This is a genomic window from Bacillus sp. FJAT-27001, assembly GCF_019039175.1.
Taxonomy (GTDB): domain Bacteria; phylum Bacillota; class Bacilli; order Bacillales; family Bacillaceae; genus Bacillus; species Bacillus velezensis.
In genome coordinates, this window is record NZ_JAHOAA010000009.1 from 66,033 (window position 1) to 82,099 (window position 16,067).

Annotated in this window: 14 protein-coding genes and 1 pseudogene; 8 read left to right on the forward strand and 7 right to left on the reverse strand. The window is 42.0% G+C overall.

Annotated features, from left to right (window positions below):
* Positions 1-2: 2 nt before the first annotated feature.
* Positions 3-641 carry a nitroreductase family protein gene (locus BGM27_RS18680; RefSeq protein WP_004393039.1) on the forward strand — a complete coding sequence of 213 codons (639 nt, stop codon included), beginning with the start codon at positions 3-5 and terminating at the stop codon, positions 639-641.
* A gap of 30 nt (positions 642-671) precedes the next feature.
* Positions 672-1,040: a DUF1304 domain-containing protein gene (locus BGM27_RS18685; RefSeq protein ID WP_007409876.1), complete on the forward strand. Its 369-nt coding sequence runs from the start codon at positions 672-674 to the stop codon at positions 1,038-1,040.
* A gap of 84 nt (positions 1,041-1,124) precedes the next feature.
* Here BGM27_RS18685 and BGM27_RS18690 read toward each other — a convergent pair whose 3' ends face one another.
* Positions 1,125-1,703 carry a LysE family translocator gene (locus tag BGM27_RS18690; protein WP_022537149.1) on the reverse strand — a complete coding sequence of 193 codons (579 nt, stop codon included), beginning with the start codon at positions 1,701-1,703 and terminating at the stop codon, positions 1,125-1,127.
* Between the two features lie 126 nt (positions 1,704-1,829).
* Between BGM27_RS18690 and BGM27_RS18695 the strand changes: the two genes are divergently transcribed.
* Complete coding sequence (locus BGM27_RS18695) at positions 1,830-2,702, forward strand: LysR family transcriptional regulator (RefSeq protein ID WP_007409874.1); 873 nt, start codon at positions 1,830-1,832, stop codon at positions 2,700-2,702.
* Positions 2,703-2,871: 169 nt separating this feature from the next.
* Here the strand turns inward: BGM27_RS18695 and BGM27_RS18705 are convergent.
* Positions 2,872-2,979 (reverse strand): annotated as a pseudogene (locus BGM27_RS18705) (LysR family transcriptional regulator); the annotation flags it as partial.
* Positions 2,980-3,214: 235 nt separating this feature from the next.
* Between BGM27_RS18705 and BGM27_RS18710 the strand changes: the two are divergent.
* Together BGM27_RS18710 and BGM27_RS18715 are read left to right on the forward strand one after the other, a co-directional pair.
* The gene (locus BGM27_RS18710) at positions 3,215-4,357 is read left to right on the forward strand and encodes a delta-aminolevulinic acid dehydratase (protein ID WP_007409872.1); all 1,143 of its coding nucleotides are present in this window, start codon (positions 3,215-3,217) and stop codon (positions 4,355-4,357) included.
* A gap of 103 nt (positions 4,358-4,460) precedes the next feature.
* The gene (locus BGM27_RS18715; RefSeq protein WP_007409871.1) at positions 4,461-5,411 is read left to right on the forward strand and encodes a DMT family transporter; all 951 of its coding nucleotides are present in this window, start codon (positions 4,461-4,463) and stop codon (positions 5,409-5,411) included.
* Positions 5,412-5,454: 43 nt separating this feature from the next.
* Here BGM27_RS18715 and BGM27_RS18720 read toward each other — a convergent pair whose 3' ends face one another.
* A complete protein-coding gene (locus tag BGM27_RS18720) occupies positions 5,455-7,632 on the reverse strand; it encodes an anthranilate synthase component I (protein ID WP_007409870.1) in 2,178 nt (725 codons plus the stop codon).
* Between the two features lie 278 nt (positions 7,633-7,910).
* Between BGM27_RS18720 and BGM27_RS18725 the strand changes: the two genes are divergently transcribed.
* The 3 genes from BGM27_RS18725 (at position 7,911) to BGM27_RS18735 (ending at position 10,707) form a co-directional block, all read left to right on the forward strand.
* Entirely contained in the window at positions 7,911-8,540 is a 630-nt protein-coding gene (locus BGM27_RS18725) for a response regulator transcription factor (protein ID WP_007409869.1), read from the forward strand.
* Positions 8,541-8,929: 389 nt separating this feature from the next.
* A complete protein-coding gene (locus BGM27_RS18730; protein WP_007409867.1) occupies positions 8,930-10,147 on the forward strand; it encodes an MFS transporter in 1,218 nt (405 codons plus the stop codon).
* 50 nt (positions 10,148-10,197) lie between these two features.
* Positions 10,198-10,707 (forward strand): DinB family protein, encoded by a 510-nt coding sequence (locus BGM27_RS18735; protein ID WP_007409866.1) that lies wholly within the window; start codon positions 10,198-10,200, stop codon positions 10,705-10,707.
* 77 nt (positions 10,708-10,784) lie between these two features.
* Here the strand turns inward: BGM27_RS18735 and BGM27_RS18740 are convergent, their stop codons facing one another.
* From BGM27_RS18740 to BGM27_RS18755, 4 genes are all read right to left on the reverse strand, one after another.
* On the reverse strand, positions 10,785-11,447 hold the full coding sequence (locus BGM27_RS18740) for a GntR family transcriptional regulator (RefSeq protein ID WP_007409865.1): 663 nt from the start codon (positions 11,445-11,447) through the stop codon (positions 10,785-10,787).
* A 79-nt stretch (positions 11,448-11,526) separates the two neighbouring features.
* On the reverse strand, positions 11,527-13,083 hold the full coding sequence (locus BGM27_RS18745) for a glycoside hydrolase family 32 protein (RefSeq protein ID WP_094031903.1): 1,557 nt from the start codon (positions 13,081-13,083) through the stop codon (positions 11,527-11,529).
* A gap of 61 nt (positions 13,084-13,144) precedes the next feature.
* Entirely contained in the window at positions 13,145-14,566 is a 1,422-nt protein-coding gene (locus BGM27_RS18750) for a glycoside hydrolase family 68 protein (RefSeq protein ID WP_015240964.1), read from the reverse strand.
* A 347-nt stretch (positions 14,567-14,913) separates the two neighbouring features.
* Positions 14,914-15,831 (reverse strand): DMT family transporter, encoded by a 918-nt coding sequence (locus BGM27_RS18755; protein WP_007409862.1) that lies wholly within the window; start codon positions 15,829-15,831, stop codon positions 14,914-14,916.
* Positions 15,832-16,067 lie beyond the last annotated feature (236 nt).

Consider the following 16,067-nt stretch of genomic DNA (forward strand, 5'->3'; position numbering starts at 1 on the left):
ACATGAAAACAGAACTGAAAACAAACGATTTTATGGACATTATGAAAGGACGCCGTTCCATTCGGAACTACGATCCGGCCGTGAAAATCAGCAAAGAAGAAATGACTCAAATCCTGGAAGAAGCAACGACAGCACCGTCTTCAGTCAACGCGCAGCCGTGGCGTTTTCTCGTCATTGACAGCCCTGAAGGAAAAGAAAAACTCGCGCCGCTTGCCAGCTTTAACCAAACACAAGTCAGCACATCATCTGCGGTGATCGCGGTTTTCGCAGATATGAACAGTGATGACTATTTAGAAGAAATTTATTCAAAAGCGGTCGAACTGGGCTACATGCCGCAGGAAGTAAAAGACAGACAAATCGCTGCGTTGACGGCGCATTTTGAAAAACTGCCGGAGCAAGTGAACCGTGAAACGATTCTGATTGACGGAGGACTCGTTTCCATGCAGCTGATGCTTACGGCACGCGCGCACGGCTATGACACAAACCCGATCGGCGGCTACGATAAAGAAAAGATTGCCGAGGTTTTCGGAATGGATAAAGAGCGTTATGTACCGGTCATGCTGTTATCAATCGGAAAAGCGGCAGACGAAGGATATGCTTCCTACCGTCTTCCTATCGAAACAATCGCACAATGGAAATAAGGTTGAAGTGAAGCTGAGGGGAGAGGGACAGTGGAGATTATTGCAGCTGTTTTCGTCGGAATTGTAGCTTTAGAACATGTATTTATCATGATACTTGAAATGTTTTTTATCAATTCGAAGGCAGCTAAGCGGTCCTTCAAATTGCCGAAGCATTTAGAAGGTGATCGGAATGTAGCGGTCATGTTTGCAAATCAGGGTCTGTATAATGGATTTCTGGCTGCCGGCCTCATTTGGGGGCTGATCCTCGGAGCTGATCCGATTGGCCATATGATTCAAATGTTTTTCGTCATCTGCGTGGTCATCGCGGCCATTTTCGGAGGCTTTACTTCAAACAAATCAATTGTCGTAAAACAAGGACTTCCGGCTGTTTTAGCGCTTATTTTTCTTTTATTGGCGTAGCAGACGGAAAGAGGGCTTCCGGAAAGGAAGCCCTCTTTTTTTATTCTGTTTTGAAAACCATTCCTTAGGCGGATCTTTTTTGAATTACAGATAAATGCTTACCGCAGAATAGATGAGCAGCAGACACATCACGATGCGAAACGCTTTATCGTGTTTCTCAAAGAGATGTTTAAAAACAGAGCCGAACGCCGACCACAGCAGTAAAGCCGCCCAGCCCAGGAGAACAGCCGACGCGAGCCAGAACGCAATCAATGGATACGTGTGCTGAAATGGCAATATAAAAGCGCTCATTAAGGTTAAAAAGAATAAAATACTCTTTATATTGATCATTTGAAACAGAAATCCCGATAGAAAAGACGAGCGGGTTTTTTCAGAATCGCCTTTTGATGTTTTGGGCAGCGAGATCTGCCAAGCCAAATAGAGCAAATAGACGGCTCCGGCAATTTTAAAGTAAGGTTCCACGACGGGAATCCAATGATAAACACTAATGGTAAACAGACCGCTGAGAATGCCGAGCACTGCAAATCCCGTCAGGATGCCGCCGTTAAAACGCCATGAACCGATAAAGCCGGCTCTGCGCGCTTCATTCATCATTAAAATATTGCTCGGTCCGGGTGTAATAGATGTCATTAGGACATAAGAAAGAAAAGCTATGATACTCATTAAATCACCTTCATTTGCTAATGTGATGGAACCGTTTTTTATTGTATGATAAGAATAGTTATAAATAAAATTGAAAAATAAAATCGCATTATTGATTTTTTCGATACATCTTAGAGGTGAATTCATATGGAGATCAGACATCTTATTACATTTCAGGCCATTGTAGATAAGGGAAGCTATACAGGGGCCGCGGCGAAGCTGGGATATACGCAGTCGACGATTACGACTCATATTCAGGCGCTTGAACAGGAGATCGGCGGCGCATTATTTACGTACGAAAAAAGGCGTCTGAAACTGACGCCTTTAGGGAGAGAGCTGATACCGTTAGCCGAGGATTTACTTTCCGCCCATGACAAGATCAAAAATATGCAAAGCATTCACGAGGTGAAGGGCGTTTTAAAAATTGCGGCGCCGGAGTCTTTGACCATTTCCAGACTGGGGCCGATTATCAGAGAATATTCCATGAAGTATCCGAACGTCAATATCATATTGAGCAACGGAACATGCGGGCAGAATCAGGTGGAATTAGTAAGCGGCCGCGTGGATATCGCATTTATGGTGTATCCGGAGATACAAATGGAAAAATGCATACATCATTCTTTATTGGAGGAACGCATCGTCCTCGTGGCGGGCAGTGACGCACCGGAACATTTTGACGACTATCAACAAAGCGGCAAGCACTTTTTTATTACAAATGAAGAAGGATGCAGCTATCGGACTATGTTTGAACGATTTCTCGTCAAGCATGATATCAGTCATTTACAAACAATGGAATTGTGGAGTATAGAAGCAATTAAGCAGACGGTGATGAGCGGACTCGGTTTCTCCGTTTTACCTTATATTACGGTAAAAGAAGAGGTAAAAGCGGGGAAGCTGAAAATTCTTCAGCAGTCTGAGCCGTTCGAGCGGCTTTATTCTCATATGCTGGTCAAAAAGAAAAAATGGCAGCTTCCGGCCGCTGAAGCTTTTGTGTCGCTTGTTCTTGAGATGATAGGTTAATTTGAAAGCCGATGCCTGCGCGCATCGGCTTTTTTTCGTCAGGACGGCATTGTTCAGCCGAAATGTTCAATCACATGCTGTTTGAACGTTTCAGCAACAGGAGATAAAAATCTGCCTTCTATCCAAGCGATGCTGATCACGCGCTGGCATTTTGGCCAGCTGATGCGTATTTTTGAATTGAGCGGGAGAGTGCGGGTTGTGAGATGGACAATAGCTTTGCGGCTTTTGTGACATGCTCAGTTTGTGCGAGCGTTTGGAAATATTCAAGCTGTTCCCATGAATCGCATTGGAACTGATTTCTTTATTTCATTGAAGCCCGGAAGCTCTTTAAGCAGCATGAGTATTTGCTGATTTACCTGAAAACAATAATGCCACTGACTAAATGCTCTTAGGGAATACCTTATACCCAAAAAGGAATTGCACTAATAAAATTTATATCATTCATCGGTTATTTTTTTTTCGAATAATTCTATAATTTGTTTTATCAAATACGTAGAGAGGGTGCTTTAACCATGATAGAATTATTTGAACACTCGGAATTTGGTAAATGGGATCAAAGGAGAACATCCAGAAGATTGACTCAAGATTTTGAGGTTGAGGTAAGTGCGGATAAATTATCACAACCGATTGATGTTGATGTTTATTTACAGGGCGACACCACCAGGGATATGAAAAATATGGATGATTATCCTTATCGTTCTGTTGAAAATTCAATTGAATTTATAAAAGAGTTAAGATCTCATGGGATTTATTCGATAACTCTCCGTCTTGTCGGAAAGCCCTCTGATAACCGCTGGGATATATATGATGTCTTAAAGGACCATGTGGATGCGTTTAAGACAATACGAGCACGTTATCCTAAGGGGACTCTCCATATCACAGTGGACCCATTCAGTATTGGATTAAATGAGGACGGAACATGGGGGATTAAACACAGTTCCGGTCAATTAGATTACCTGCAGACCATTGAATTAATTTCTAATATTACTTTGAGTTTCAGTCAAGCAGGAACTGACTCTATTTTAACTTTGGGAAGAATTGAAGGTGAGGTCGAAGTAACAAAAAGAGTATTAGAGAAAGTCGGTGCAGACACCACAATTACCTCGTTTTCACAAAATACAGAAACCAAAAATGCTTATATGTATTTAGAAAATACACCAGCACGCTTGGACACGGGTCAAAAAATTTTAATCGGAAACATCACAGAAATGAACTTACATACGCTTATTGATATTTACGAAGGGACAAATACAGTTATTGTAAAACCTATCGAGAATTTCCATTTAATCACATTTACATCTTTGTTTTTGAAAGATAAATATAAAATCATAGATTTTCTAACCGCTGAAAAAGTAAAAAAAGCACTAAGTAGTCATCCTTCTATGAGAGAGAAAGTTGTAGACATTCTTTTTAATATTGATGATTTTTTTGCAAAGTGCAAGAAAGTCAAAATAGGCGGTTACACTGTTTCAGGAACCTATTATTTACAAAAAAACTTTGAAAATGAGAAAGGAAAGTATTTTTCATTTAGCATTATTGATGAACTGTTAAAAAATGCTGTTTCCGCTTCAGACTCCAGTATTTCTAAAATTATTGATAGAAATGCATTATGGTATATAAAACAAAAAGGGAAACTGCTTACAGAATCGAATTAAATAATATATTAAATTAAATGTATGATAAAAAAATAACCATGAGCACCTTGCGCTATGAGCCTGGGTGTTTCATTTCTTTCATACTAAGGAAAGGTGTGAATCTATGAGCAAAATCGAAGTGAATACTCCGCCCAAACTAAATCATCCGTTTCTCGCCGGAATGTTGTTTATGATTGTTGGTACGCTGTGTTTTGCCTCAAAGTCGATCTTTATTAAGTGGGCTTACACATTCGGAGCCACCCCGGAGTCAACGCTATTTTTCAGACAATTGATTGCAACCCCTCTTTTTTGCATCATTTTTCTTATGTATCGTGCAAAATTATCTGAAAAACCGGCAAAGGCTGATATAGTCAGAGCAGGAATCACGGGTCTGCTCGTTTTTTTTCTATCTCCGCTGTTGGACTTTATCGGGCTGCATTATGTTTCAGCTATTGTAGAAAGGATGCTCGTTATGAGTTATCCGATTTTTGTCATGATTATCTCGTTTTTCGGAAAAATGGAGAAAATAACCGTTGCAGACATCATTTCTGTCGTTGTGGTCAGCATAGGAATCTTTTTTTCCATTGGCGGCTGGAACCTGCACGAATTGAGTGCTAATATATTTGGCGCTTTTCTCGTTCTTCTGTCGTCCGCGGTTTACGGACTTTATTTGGTCTTATCCGGTCAGCTTGTTCGCAAAGTAGGGAGTATCCGTATGAATGCATATGGGATGTCCTTAGCAAGCATTGCCATGGTGCTTTTTTTAATCGTCAGAAAGGGTTTTGGCTATCAGACAGAGTTATGGTCGTTTCAGCTACCCGTATATTTCCTTTTTTTAATCATCGCTGTATTTACAACAGTCGTTCCTTTTTTATTTATGCTGGAAGGTATCAAACGGATTGGGGCAGTAAGAGGGTCTTTGATTTCAATGATGGGCCCGATCATCACAATCATCTTTGGCGCCTTTTTCTTGGGGGAGCGCTTAACATGGATACAGTGGATAGGCTGTTTCATTGTCCTAAGTATGATTACTTTCTCGGAAGGCAGGAAGATCAAATTAAAGATGAAAACCTGACATGTGGAAGCCTCCCATCAGTTTAGGGAGGCCTTCACTGTATTTATTTCATATAATGAATAATGTTTTTAATAATTGTTAAGCCAACCTGATGCCGCGCTGACATGATCGATTCGGGATGAAATTGAATAGCTGCAATAGGAAGATTCCTATGTTCAACTGCCATCACAATGCCTTCATCTGAGATCGCTGTAACCCGAAGGTCTTCAGATATGGACTGTGCAAAAATGGAATGATAAAGGCCTGCCTCAAATTGGTGAGGCACGTCTTTGAATAATTTAGATTTTCCAGTCAGGTGAACCAGATGCTTCCTCCCGTGTCTCGGTTCATCTAAAATACCAAGTGATCCCCCAAAGTATTCAACAAGCGCTTGAAGTCCTAAACAGACACCGATAATTGGGATTTGTTTGCTTATACATAAATAAATGGTTTCATTCATCATAAATTCTGAGGGAAGCCCAGGACCAGGGGAAAGAAAGACTAAATCAAAATTCTCTTCTTTTAAGATTTTACGAGCATAGCTGTGTCGCATCGTGACCACATCAGCTCCGAACTGCCTTAAATAATTCGCCAGTGTATGAACAAATGAATCCTCATGGTCAACCAGAAGAATACTTTTAGAGGAAAGGACTTTGCTTTCTTGACACTTTTCTTCTCCAGCTCTCCTCATATTTCCTCTAATCGCACTCTTGAGAGCCTGTGCTTTTAATTGCGTTTCTTTTTCCTCTTCATCTGGAATAGAATCGTATAATAAAGTGGCACCAACTCTGATTTCCGCCTGATTTTCCTGCATATATATTGTTCTAAGTGTAAGACCGGTATTAATATCGCCATTAAAAGAAATATGTCCGACTGCCCCCCCATACCATTTTCGGGGTGTCTCCTCATGTTGTTCAATCCATTTAACAGCTGACCTTTTAGGAGCTCCTGTAATTGTTACCGCCCACATATGCGTGATAAAGGCATCCAGAGAATCAAAATCCGGTTTTAACTGCCCTTCTATATGATCCACTGTATGAATCAAATGTGAATAGATTTCAGGCTGTCTTCTGCCAATCACCTTGACCGTCCCAGGAACACAAATTCTCGATTTGTCATTCCGGTCAACATCAGTACACATCGTTAGCTCAGATTCATCTTTGTTCGAATTCAACAGCTTAAGGATTTGCTCTGCATCTTCTAACGCATTCTCGCCACGCTTTATTGTACCTGAAATCGGGCAGGTTTCTACCCTTCTTCCTTCTACCCGGACATACATTTCGGGGGATGATCCGACTAAGTATTCCCCGCCTAAATTAATGATGAATCCATAAGGGCTCGGATTCAAATGCTGCAGCCTAAGAAAAACATCTGACGGATTATCAGTATACTTTTCATAAAAGCAGTGCGTCGGAACAACTTCGAATAAATCACCCTTTATAAAAGATTGTGCGGCAGTTCGGACCAAATCCGCATATTTTCCTTTCATATACGCTTTCGGCTGGATTTTTACAGCGGGATGTTCATCTTGAAAATATAACTGATCACGTACCAGCGAATTTGTATCATATGATTTATATGAAAACTCATATTGCAATTGATATGCTGTTGACAGTCTGTGATCGACTATTAAAATTTCGTCAGGTATATAGAGCAGCAGATCGTTTTGATTTTCATTTCGTTTATGTTTTAATTCTGTAGGTTCAAATTGAAAAATCAGATCATAGCCAAACGCTCCATAAAACCCGAGGAATGAATCCTCCGGGGAAAAAAACAAACTCATTATATATTTTATTAAAGTAAAAATGGATGGCTGTTTACTTCTGTTTTCCTCAGAAAAAATTCCTTGTGGACCAATAATTTTTCCCTTCAATTCGGTATTTTTTTCTACAGAGATGTCATAGATTTCTTCAAAATCTGAAAGATGATCGTTTATATATTGTAAGAGCAATTTCCCTCGGTTATTTAAGGCGCGTATTTTAAATGAATCCTTGAACGACCGCAACTCAATTGGCGGATTAACAAACCCCATGTCCCAGCGTGAATAGCGGCCCGGATACTCATAACCGCTTGAAAATAAAGCGCCTTTTTGTGTATCAACACCTTTTACAATTGTATCAACATGTTCGGCTGCTGTTGCACGATTAAGCAATTTCTGAGTCCGAGTGATGACTAACCCATTTTTGGTGAAATATTGCTTACTTCCATTCTTCAACAACGGGAAGTCTTTAAGAATACTCATGTATGGTTCCTCCTTAATTTACAGGAGAAAACTGAGTTAAACAGTATAAGATTTTTCTACTTTCCTCAGCTATCCTGTCTCAACTAATCTAAACTTTGCTAATCTGTATCTTATTTTATATAACATGATTGAATATTGCAAATTATCTAAAATTAGTGTTTTTGTAATATTGACTCGGAATATACCGTTATTCTATATTTAACCAAAGAATAAATTACCAGTAGGAGAAAAGAGTTTAGATTGAGAATTAGAGGAGCTTAGTTAAGGAGAGAAAGTAAATGGAGATAAATCTTTTGTTAGTCGATGTCTATCCTTTGTTTGGTTACGGAATGAAATCGATGCTTGAAACCAAAAATGATATGGAATCAGTGAATACCCTTTATGTAAAAAGTAAGGAATATTCAATAATAAATGAGTTCCATTTTGAAATTATTGTAATTAATATAGAGCATCATAATATTAGAGAATGTATTGCTTTTTTAAAACACCTTCAAAGCACAAGGTATCGTTTAACGTCCAAAATTGTTGTAATAATAAAAAAGGGGTTGTTCCAAACCTATTTTGATGAATTGATAAACCTTGACGTTAAGGGCTTTATGACTGCCGCTTCGGATGCAGATGGGATAGCCGAGATGTTTTATTTAATTCAAAATGATCAAATAGTAATCAGCAAAGAACTATCAAAACATATGAATAAAAACAGTAACAAAAATTTAACGACTAAAGAAATACAGATATTAAAATTAATCTATAATGAAAAAACAAATAAAGAAATTTCTCATATTCTTAACTATTCGATAAGTACGGTAGAATATTATATGACTATGATTTTTAATAAACTTTCTGTTAAATCAAGAGTTGGCGCAATTAGAGAGGCGAACAAACTGGGGATATTAGCCAACAAATAACATTCAATATTCCTCATTAAGCAGACAGTACAAAAATCAGCCGATGCTTGCGCGCATCGGCTTTTGTTTTTGTCCGGAATCCTGTACATCATTTACTCTTTCATCTGACTCAAAATATCTTTCATAATAACGAAGGGTATCAATGGAAAAGCCAAAAACGGTGAAATATAACCGAATCCGATTTTTGTGGGCACTCACAAATACCCCCACACGAACGTAACAATGATAATCGCACTGATGATTTTAAACATGTGTCATTCAATCCTTTTTTATTTTTTTGCTGAAAGTTTTCTTTCTGCTCATAATGACTAATAGATGGACTGAACTCTGTTTTTTAAGAGAGCTGATCAGCAAATATGGTATGATTTACATAATCAGGGAGTGAGAAGATGAATATGAAGAGGGCATATTACGCTATTTTATACAGCCAGACCGCTATCAACTTGGGGTTCTCACTTTATACGATGGCTGTCATCTTGTTTTTGTTTACAAAAACCGGTTCGACGGCGATGGCCTCTCTTATGACGTTCGTCAGCATTGTATGTCGCGTATTGGGCAGCGCCGTTTTGCCGCTGGTCACCGGCCGGTTCACGCTTCGGTCTTTGTTAATCGGTTCTCAATTGATTCAGATCACACTGTTAGTCTGTTTGTTTTTTGTCATCCAAACCGGTTCATCCGCATTCTTTTTTCTGATGTTTTGTCTGATCGGAGGCATTTCTTTTTGCAACGGATGGTTTGCTCCGATAAAAAGCGCACTGATTGGGGAAATCATTCCTCCTGATCGAAGGGCGAAAGCGAACGGTTTATTATCTGCGGCGGATCAGACCGTTCAGTTTGCGGGGTGGTCTCTGGGCGGCGTCATCATAGCGTTCTTGGGAGAGAGCGATACAATGATCGTCACTGTCATGTTATTGGTTTCTTCGGTTTTGGGCATCATTCTGTTTCTTCAAGTACGCTTGTGTGCGCCGGCAGCAGTCAGGGAACGTTCCCTTTTTGCAGATGCGGCAAGCGGCTGGGTGTATTTATTTCAGCAAAAACAGCTCAGGGTTCTCATTGTGATGGATGTGATCGAATCGTGGGCAGGCATGATATGGATTGGGTCTGTGTCCTTGACTTATGTGCATGACGTCCTTCATAAAGGAGAGGCTTGGTGGGGGTATGTCAACGGAGTCTATTATGCAGGGACGATGATCGGCGGACTGATCATCTATAAGTTATCCGGTAAGTTTCAGCATCATCTCATTCCGCTTATGCTGACGGGAGCCTTGGCATATGGAATGTTCACGTTTATTTATGGGTTGATCACAAGCGCCGTTACGGCCCTTTTTCTGGTGCTGTGTATGGGGCCGGCTTGTGTATTACGAGATCTCACGCAGGAAACATTCCTTCAAAACATCACGACCGAAAAGACACGGGTCAATATATTAGCGGCGAGATCAGCTTTAGTTCAGTTCATTTTTATGTTTTCCATTATCGGAACGGGGGTTATCTCGGATGTATTCGGCGTGCGGTTTATTTATATTGGCGCAGGCCTCCTCTTATTAATTTCGGCTTTTATCGGATTTTCTCAGCTGCGAATGAAGAAGATGGTACAAAGCCGCATGTAGTGTAGTATAATGAGGAACGTACGTTCTATATCGAGAGAGGAGAGGGTAATGTGGGACATCTGGCACTGCAATTGTATGATTATCATCTTTGGGCAAATCAGCAAATATTCACCCGGCTTAAAGAGCTTCCGGAGGATGTGTATCGTAAGGAGATTCAAAGTGTCTTTCCGTCGATAGCCGGTGTATTGACTCATGTGTATCTGTCGGATAAGGGGTGGTTTGATGTGTTCTCCGGAGAGCGTCTGGAGGATACGCTGAAATCAGCTGAACAGCAAAAAGAGGACATCTTGTCTAAAGAGATAGAAGAGCTGGAAGATATGTTCTCGGAATTATCAGACCGGTATCAATTATTTTTGCAAAAGGAAGAAAATATCAGTCTCCCTCTTGAAATAGAGCATCCGTCAGGTGACATCATGAAAACCGCAGCGGCCGATATGATCCTCCATGTTGTGAACCACGGAACGTATCATCGCGGGAATATAACAGCCATGCTCAGACAGATGGGGTATGCTTCTGTGCCGACGGATTACGGTATGTATTTATATATAAACAAAAAGTAAACAAGACAGCCAACGCGGCTGTCTTGTGATATCCGTAAAACAGCCAAATCATATGAGTGATTTGGCTGTTTCATTTGCTATGCCATGTTCTGCAGCCGTTCTAAACTGTTTTTCCAATTCGCTTCAAGCGCTGTAAAAGCAGCGGCGGCATCTTGCTGTTCTAATGCGTGAATGATATCAGAGTGTTCATTATATGATCTGTTTAAAGCGCCGTTTTCACTGAAATAGCGGATTTCCATTCTCTGAATTTTGACTTTCAGGCTTACTAGCAATTTGTGAAGTTCGGCGTTGTCCGCAAGCAGAATGATGCGATGGTGAAATGCATTGTCCGCTTCCAGGATGGCCAGTTTATCGCCGTCTTTCATCGTTTGAAGAAGATTTTCATTCAGCTGTTTCAATTCCTGAATCACGGCATCGTCCACATGCGGGAGAGCTTGCTGCAATGCCAGTTTTTCAAGCGTCCAGACGATGGAATACAAGTTTTCCGCTTCTTTTAACTCAATCGGAGCGACAAGCGTCCATCTGTTCGCTTTTGTTATCACCAAGCCGTCATCTTCCAGCCGCAATAAGGCTTCCCGTATCGGGGTGCGGCTGATTCCCAATGTTTCCGACAAATCCTTGTCCTTTAACTTTGTTTCCGGTTTGAGCTTGCCCGTTATGATCCAGTTTCTGAGTGTGCGATACACTTCGTCCCGCATGATGGTTCTTTTCAGCACAGGTTCTTTGTTTTGATTATCCAATGGAACACCTCATGAATCGTAGTATACATATTTGCATTTTACCACAGTCCGGGCGCTGGTTAGAAATGAAGAGGGACGTCTAAGAATGAATCGAACCGAGATGCTTCATCTCAATATGCTGAAAGTCAGCGGAGCCGCCTTCAGAAAAGAGCGTGATTCCCTGATCTTCGTGTTTTGGGAACACTTCATTTGTCAAAACGGTTTTTCCGTCGTCTGCAAATACTTCAATACTTGTTTTATCCACGAGAATTTTCAGATGGACGCGCCCTTTGTTTCCGTCAAATGGGGCTTTGCTTTCGGCGTATGCACCGGTTTTATCAGGCTGGTCTGTAAACGATCTGTTCACATAGGCATAGCCGTCTTCTGCCGAAATACCGACATCAATATGCCGACTTTGGTCTGCTGATTCTCTGAGTCTGACGCCTGCATTTTTGATATCTGACCAAGCGATATCCATATCAAGCTGATATGTATCACCTTTGATCGGCAGTGTCTCTGAACCGTTCACCTGTTTGTGTTCTATGCTGTCAGTTGAAGAGGTTAATTGGTTCAATGCTTCAACCGGCTCTGACACAAGGCTGTATGTGCCGCCGTCCTGCTGCTGAAGGCGGATTTCACGGACGATAGAATCCGTACCGTTAAAGCCGTTTTTTAGTGTCGGTGTTTCATTCGGATAATCCCAATTGTTCATCCATGCCAGCGCATAGCGTTTTGTCAGCGGATCTTCGCTATTACCGTCCTCAAATGTGACGCCGCCGTACCAGTCAAAGCCGTAATCGAGCCATTGCGGTTCTTCTTGATCGGCGGAAAATTCCTTCCCGTCAAAGTTTCCGGTCCAATACGCGTACGTATTCGGTTTGCCTGCGGGTTTGCCGTTTGCGCTTGCGCCCAGAACCCACTTGGCTGTTCCGTCATCTGCACGCATCATATAAAGGTCGGGGCATTCGACGAGGCCGATCTGCTGAGTGATAAAACCGCCCGTGTATTTCCAATTTTTTAAATCGGGTGATTCATAAAAACCGATTTTTTCGCCTTCGGCCATGGCCATCACCCATTTGTCATCCTGTTCATCCCAGATCACTTTCGGGTCCCGGAAATCCTTAGTTCCCGGATTTTTCATCACGGGCTGATCACTATAGGAAGTAAACGTTTTTCCTTTGTCCGTGCTGTACCATAAATATTGTTCCTGGGCTTTTGTTTTGGCTGTCGGCTGCGTTGTGACGGCGACCAGCGCGTTTTTGCCGAAGCCCGCGGTGTTGTGTTTATCAATGACGACAGAACCGGACCATATATCGCCGTTTTCGTTGGTGTATTTCGGAATAGCCGTGCCTTCGTCCGTCCAGTGCACCAAGTCCTCTGATACGGCGTGCCGCCATTCTGTGCCGTTGCCGTTCGGGTAATCCCGATTATAAAGATAGTAGTAATGATATTTTCCCTCGAAAAAAATGGGCTTTTGAGGGTCGTTTTTCCATTTGTCCGGGGTCGTAAAATGATACGCCGCACGGTAATCTTTCTTATGCTCCGTGTTTGTGTCAGAGGAATTGTGGCTTTTGTTCGGCAGTAAGCCGACAAACAGGAACGCACCCAAAAAGATCAATATTACAACGGGCCATTTTCGTGCCATGATTGAGTTCACCATCTTGTTGAGAAATAAAAGAAAATGCCAATGAAGTATCGGCATTTTCTTTTTGTTGTTATTAGTTGTTAACCGTAAGCTGTCCTTGTTCAAGGATGCTGTTTTTAACAACGGATGTTTTCTTGCCTTTGATGTTCATTAAGAAGCTTGGCGCAAATGTTGCCTTTTTATCCTCAAAGAAGCCTCTGTTTGTCATGTAGCTTGTGATCACGACATTGTTGCCTTTGGCTTGCGGCACTGCGAAGTGAGAGTAAGTGAACGTTACATCGTTAGGATCAAGACCCATTTGCAGTACAAGACCAGTTTTGTTCAGCGGCTTGTAAGGACCTGTTAAAGAGTTTGATACATAACCAAGCATGTAGATATCGTTGGAGTTAATACCGTCGATCGTCATTTTTGAACCGCGTGAATCAGTGAACAGATACCATTTGCCGTTCATTTTGAAAACATTCGCGCGCTCGATTTCATCAGTTACCGTGTTTGAAGTGATCAGCGGCTTCATGACTTTTTTCAATGTGTAGTCATTGTTTAATTCTACGATGCCGAGGGCGCCGTTCGCTAATTCAGCATCGCGTTTTTTAGCACTTTGCTGAAGCTTCTGACTTTCTTTACGGAAGAAGTTTGTGCTGCCGCCGTAGTACGCTTTGTTAAATAAAGATTCTTCGCCTTGGTATCCGTTATCTGTTCCCGTGTTGGCTTCGAATACAAGGTATTTATGGCCTTTGTCTTCAACGTAGTGAGGGTCTCTCAGCGTATGGTTGTCGCCGGATGTATAGTTCCCTTCATCGATAAACTGCTGAACGTTTTGATATGTTTTTCCGTCACCGTCAAAAATCGTTTTATGATCTTCCACTCCGTTGATCTTGAGCGTGTCATCAGATTTTGACACATTTACCTGCGCCGTTGTCAGGCTTTGTTTGCCGTAATGTTTACCGGAAAAGTCAGTGTAGAATAAACGGATTTTCCCGTCAGATGTAAAGGTTGCAGAACCGGACCATTCTTGTGTCTGTTCTTTCAGGATTTCATCGTTGGCGTCGAACTTATCGCTGTCTTTAAAGACACGGCCAGCGTTTTTCCAGCTGTCGATCGAGTTGTCGCCGACTTTTTGATAAAACATGTAGATGGATGTGTCATCAGCGTCTTTCGGGCTTCCGGCAAGAGCAAACACGACGTGATAGCCGTTGTATTCAGCTACTGTTCCGTCAGCGTTTTGGAGCGGCCAGCTGTCCCACACATCCAGTCCTTTTGCGGACTCGATATTTTTAATTGTTGATTGGTCGAATTGAGGCACTTGGTATTTTTCACTTTGCTGCTGTTTAGGGATCTGCAGCATATCATGGCGTGTGATGTGAGAGACGCCGTACGTTTCTTTGTAAGGTTTTTGGGTATTTTCTTTCGCGAAGGCTTGAGTCGCTCCCCCTGCCAGAAGTGCAGTCGTAAAAGTTAGAACTGTGGCTCGTTTTGCAAATTTTTTGATGTTCATGTTCATGTCTCCTTTTGTATGTACCTTTTTTTGCGATCTGCCGATTCGATCCTCCTGCATTCATGGATGGCAGGTTTGTTACAGAAAAAAAGACCTAAAATATGTATGGGGTGACGCCAAAGAATACACTTTGCCCTTAACACATTTTAGGTCTTGCCTGCTTTATCAGTAACAATCCTGCATGATTTACTTGTCGACATCATTCTATTAGACTCTGATTCTATTGACAACTGGTCTATTTTCCTCTTTTGGATGATAGTAAAATGAAAAAAGGCCTTTTAATATATGGGTAATTCAGACTAAGGGGTGCTCTGGGCCTAGGAAAAAACCTCTCTAAAAAAGAGAGGTTATTTTTTCTTGATAGATAATAAAGCGATGGTAGCTAAAATCAGCAAAGTACCCAGCCATTCTGATATTCCGAAGGGAACATGCAGCCAGATCACAGCTAAAAAAGCTGCCGACAGCGGCTCTGCACAAGCGAGCAGGCTGGTTTCAGAGGCACTCAGATATTTCAGGCTTTCCAAGTAGCAATAAAAAGCGATGAGCGTTCCGAAAATGATGATAAACACAATCGCGGCATATGCAGGAAAGGACCACTCGCCTTCAAATTTCCAGGGCGGGCGGATCAAGCTGAGGGCGGCTCCGCCGATCAGCATGCCCCATCCGACAATAATGGCAGATCCCCATTTCTTCAGCAGACGATGCGGCTGAAGGGTGTAAAACGCCAGTGCAAACGCCGAACTGATGCCCCAAAAGACGGCCAGACCGGATACGGACAGGCTTCCGACATTCCCGTGCGTGACCAAAATGAATGTGCCGGCAACCGCCAATAAGACGGCGAGCAGCTCTTTTCCTGAAGGAATTCTCTTTGCGCGAATCGCTAAAAAGCATGTAATGATCGCTGGCCCTAAATACTGAAGAACGGTAGCAGTTGCCGCGTTGCCGTACTCAATTGCCGCGAAGTAGGTGTATTGAACGCCTAACATTCCGAAAATCCCGAATAAAAGAAGGGGAATTCTGTCCCGTCTGTCTTTCCAAACAGCCCATATCCGTCCTTTTTCTTTGCGGTACGCGATTCCGAGCAGAAGCGCCCCTGACACCAGAAGGCGCACCGAAGTCAGCCATTCTGTATTAAAATGGCGGTGCTGGAACAGATACTGGGCAACCGTTCCCGAGACCCCCCATAAGATAGCTCCTGTAAGCACAAGCCAAATGCCTGTTGTTCGTGAATAAGAAAGAGCAGCGTGTTTTTCCAGGATAGACACCCCCGATTCTGATATTGTGATATTAACTTACAATAATTAGGAAAACGAACTCCTTACATGTGATATATTATATATTGTATATTAAATTCCGTCAAAAAGATTTTCGGAGAAAGCTCTTACAAAACGGCCGTCTGAGGAATGAGCTGTAAAAAAAAACACCCCGGCGGGTGGGACTGCCCCCCGTTTTTGAGACAGGGGTCAAAACACCTTTTAAACAGCCAATTGCCGATAGTTTA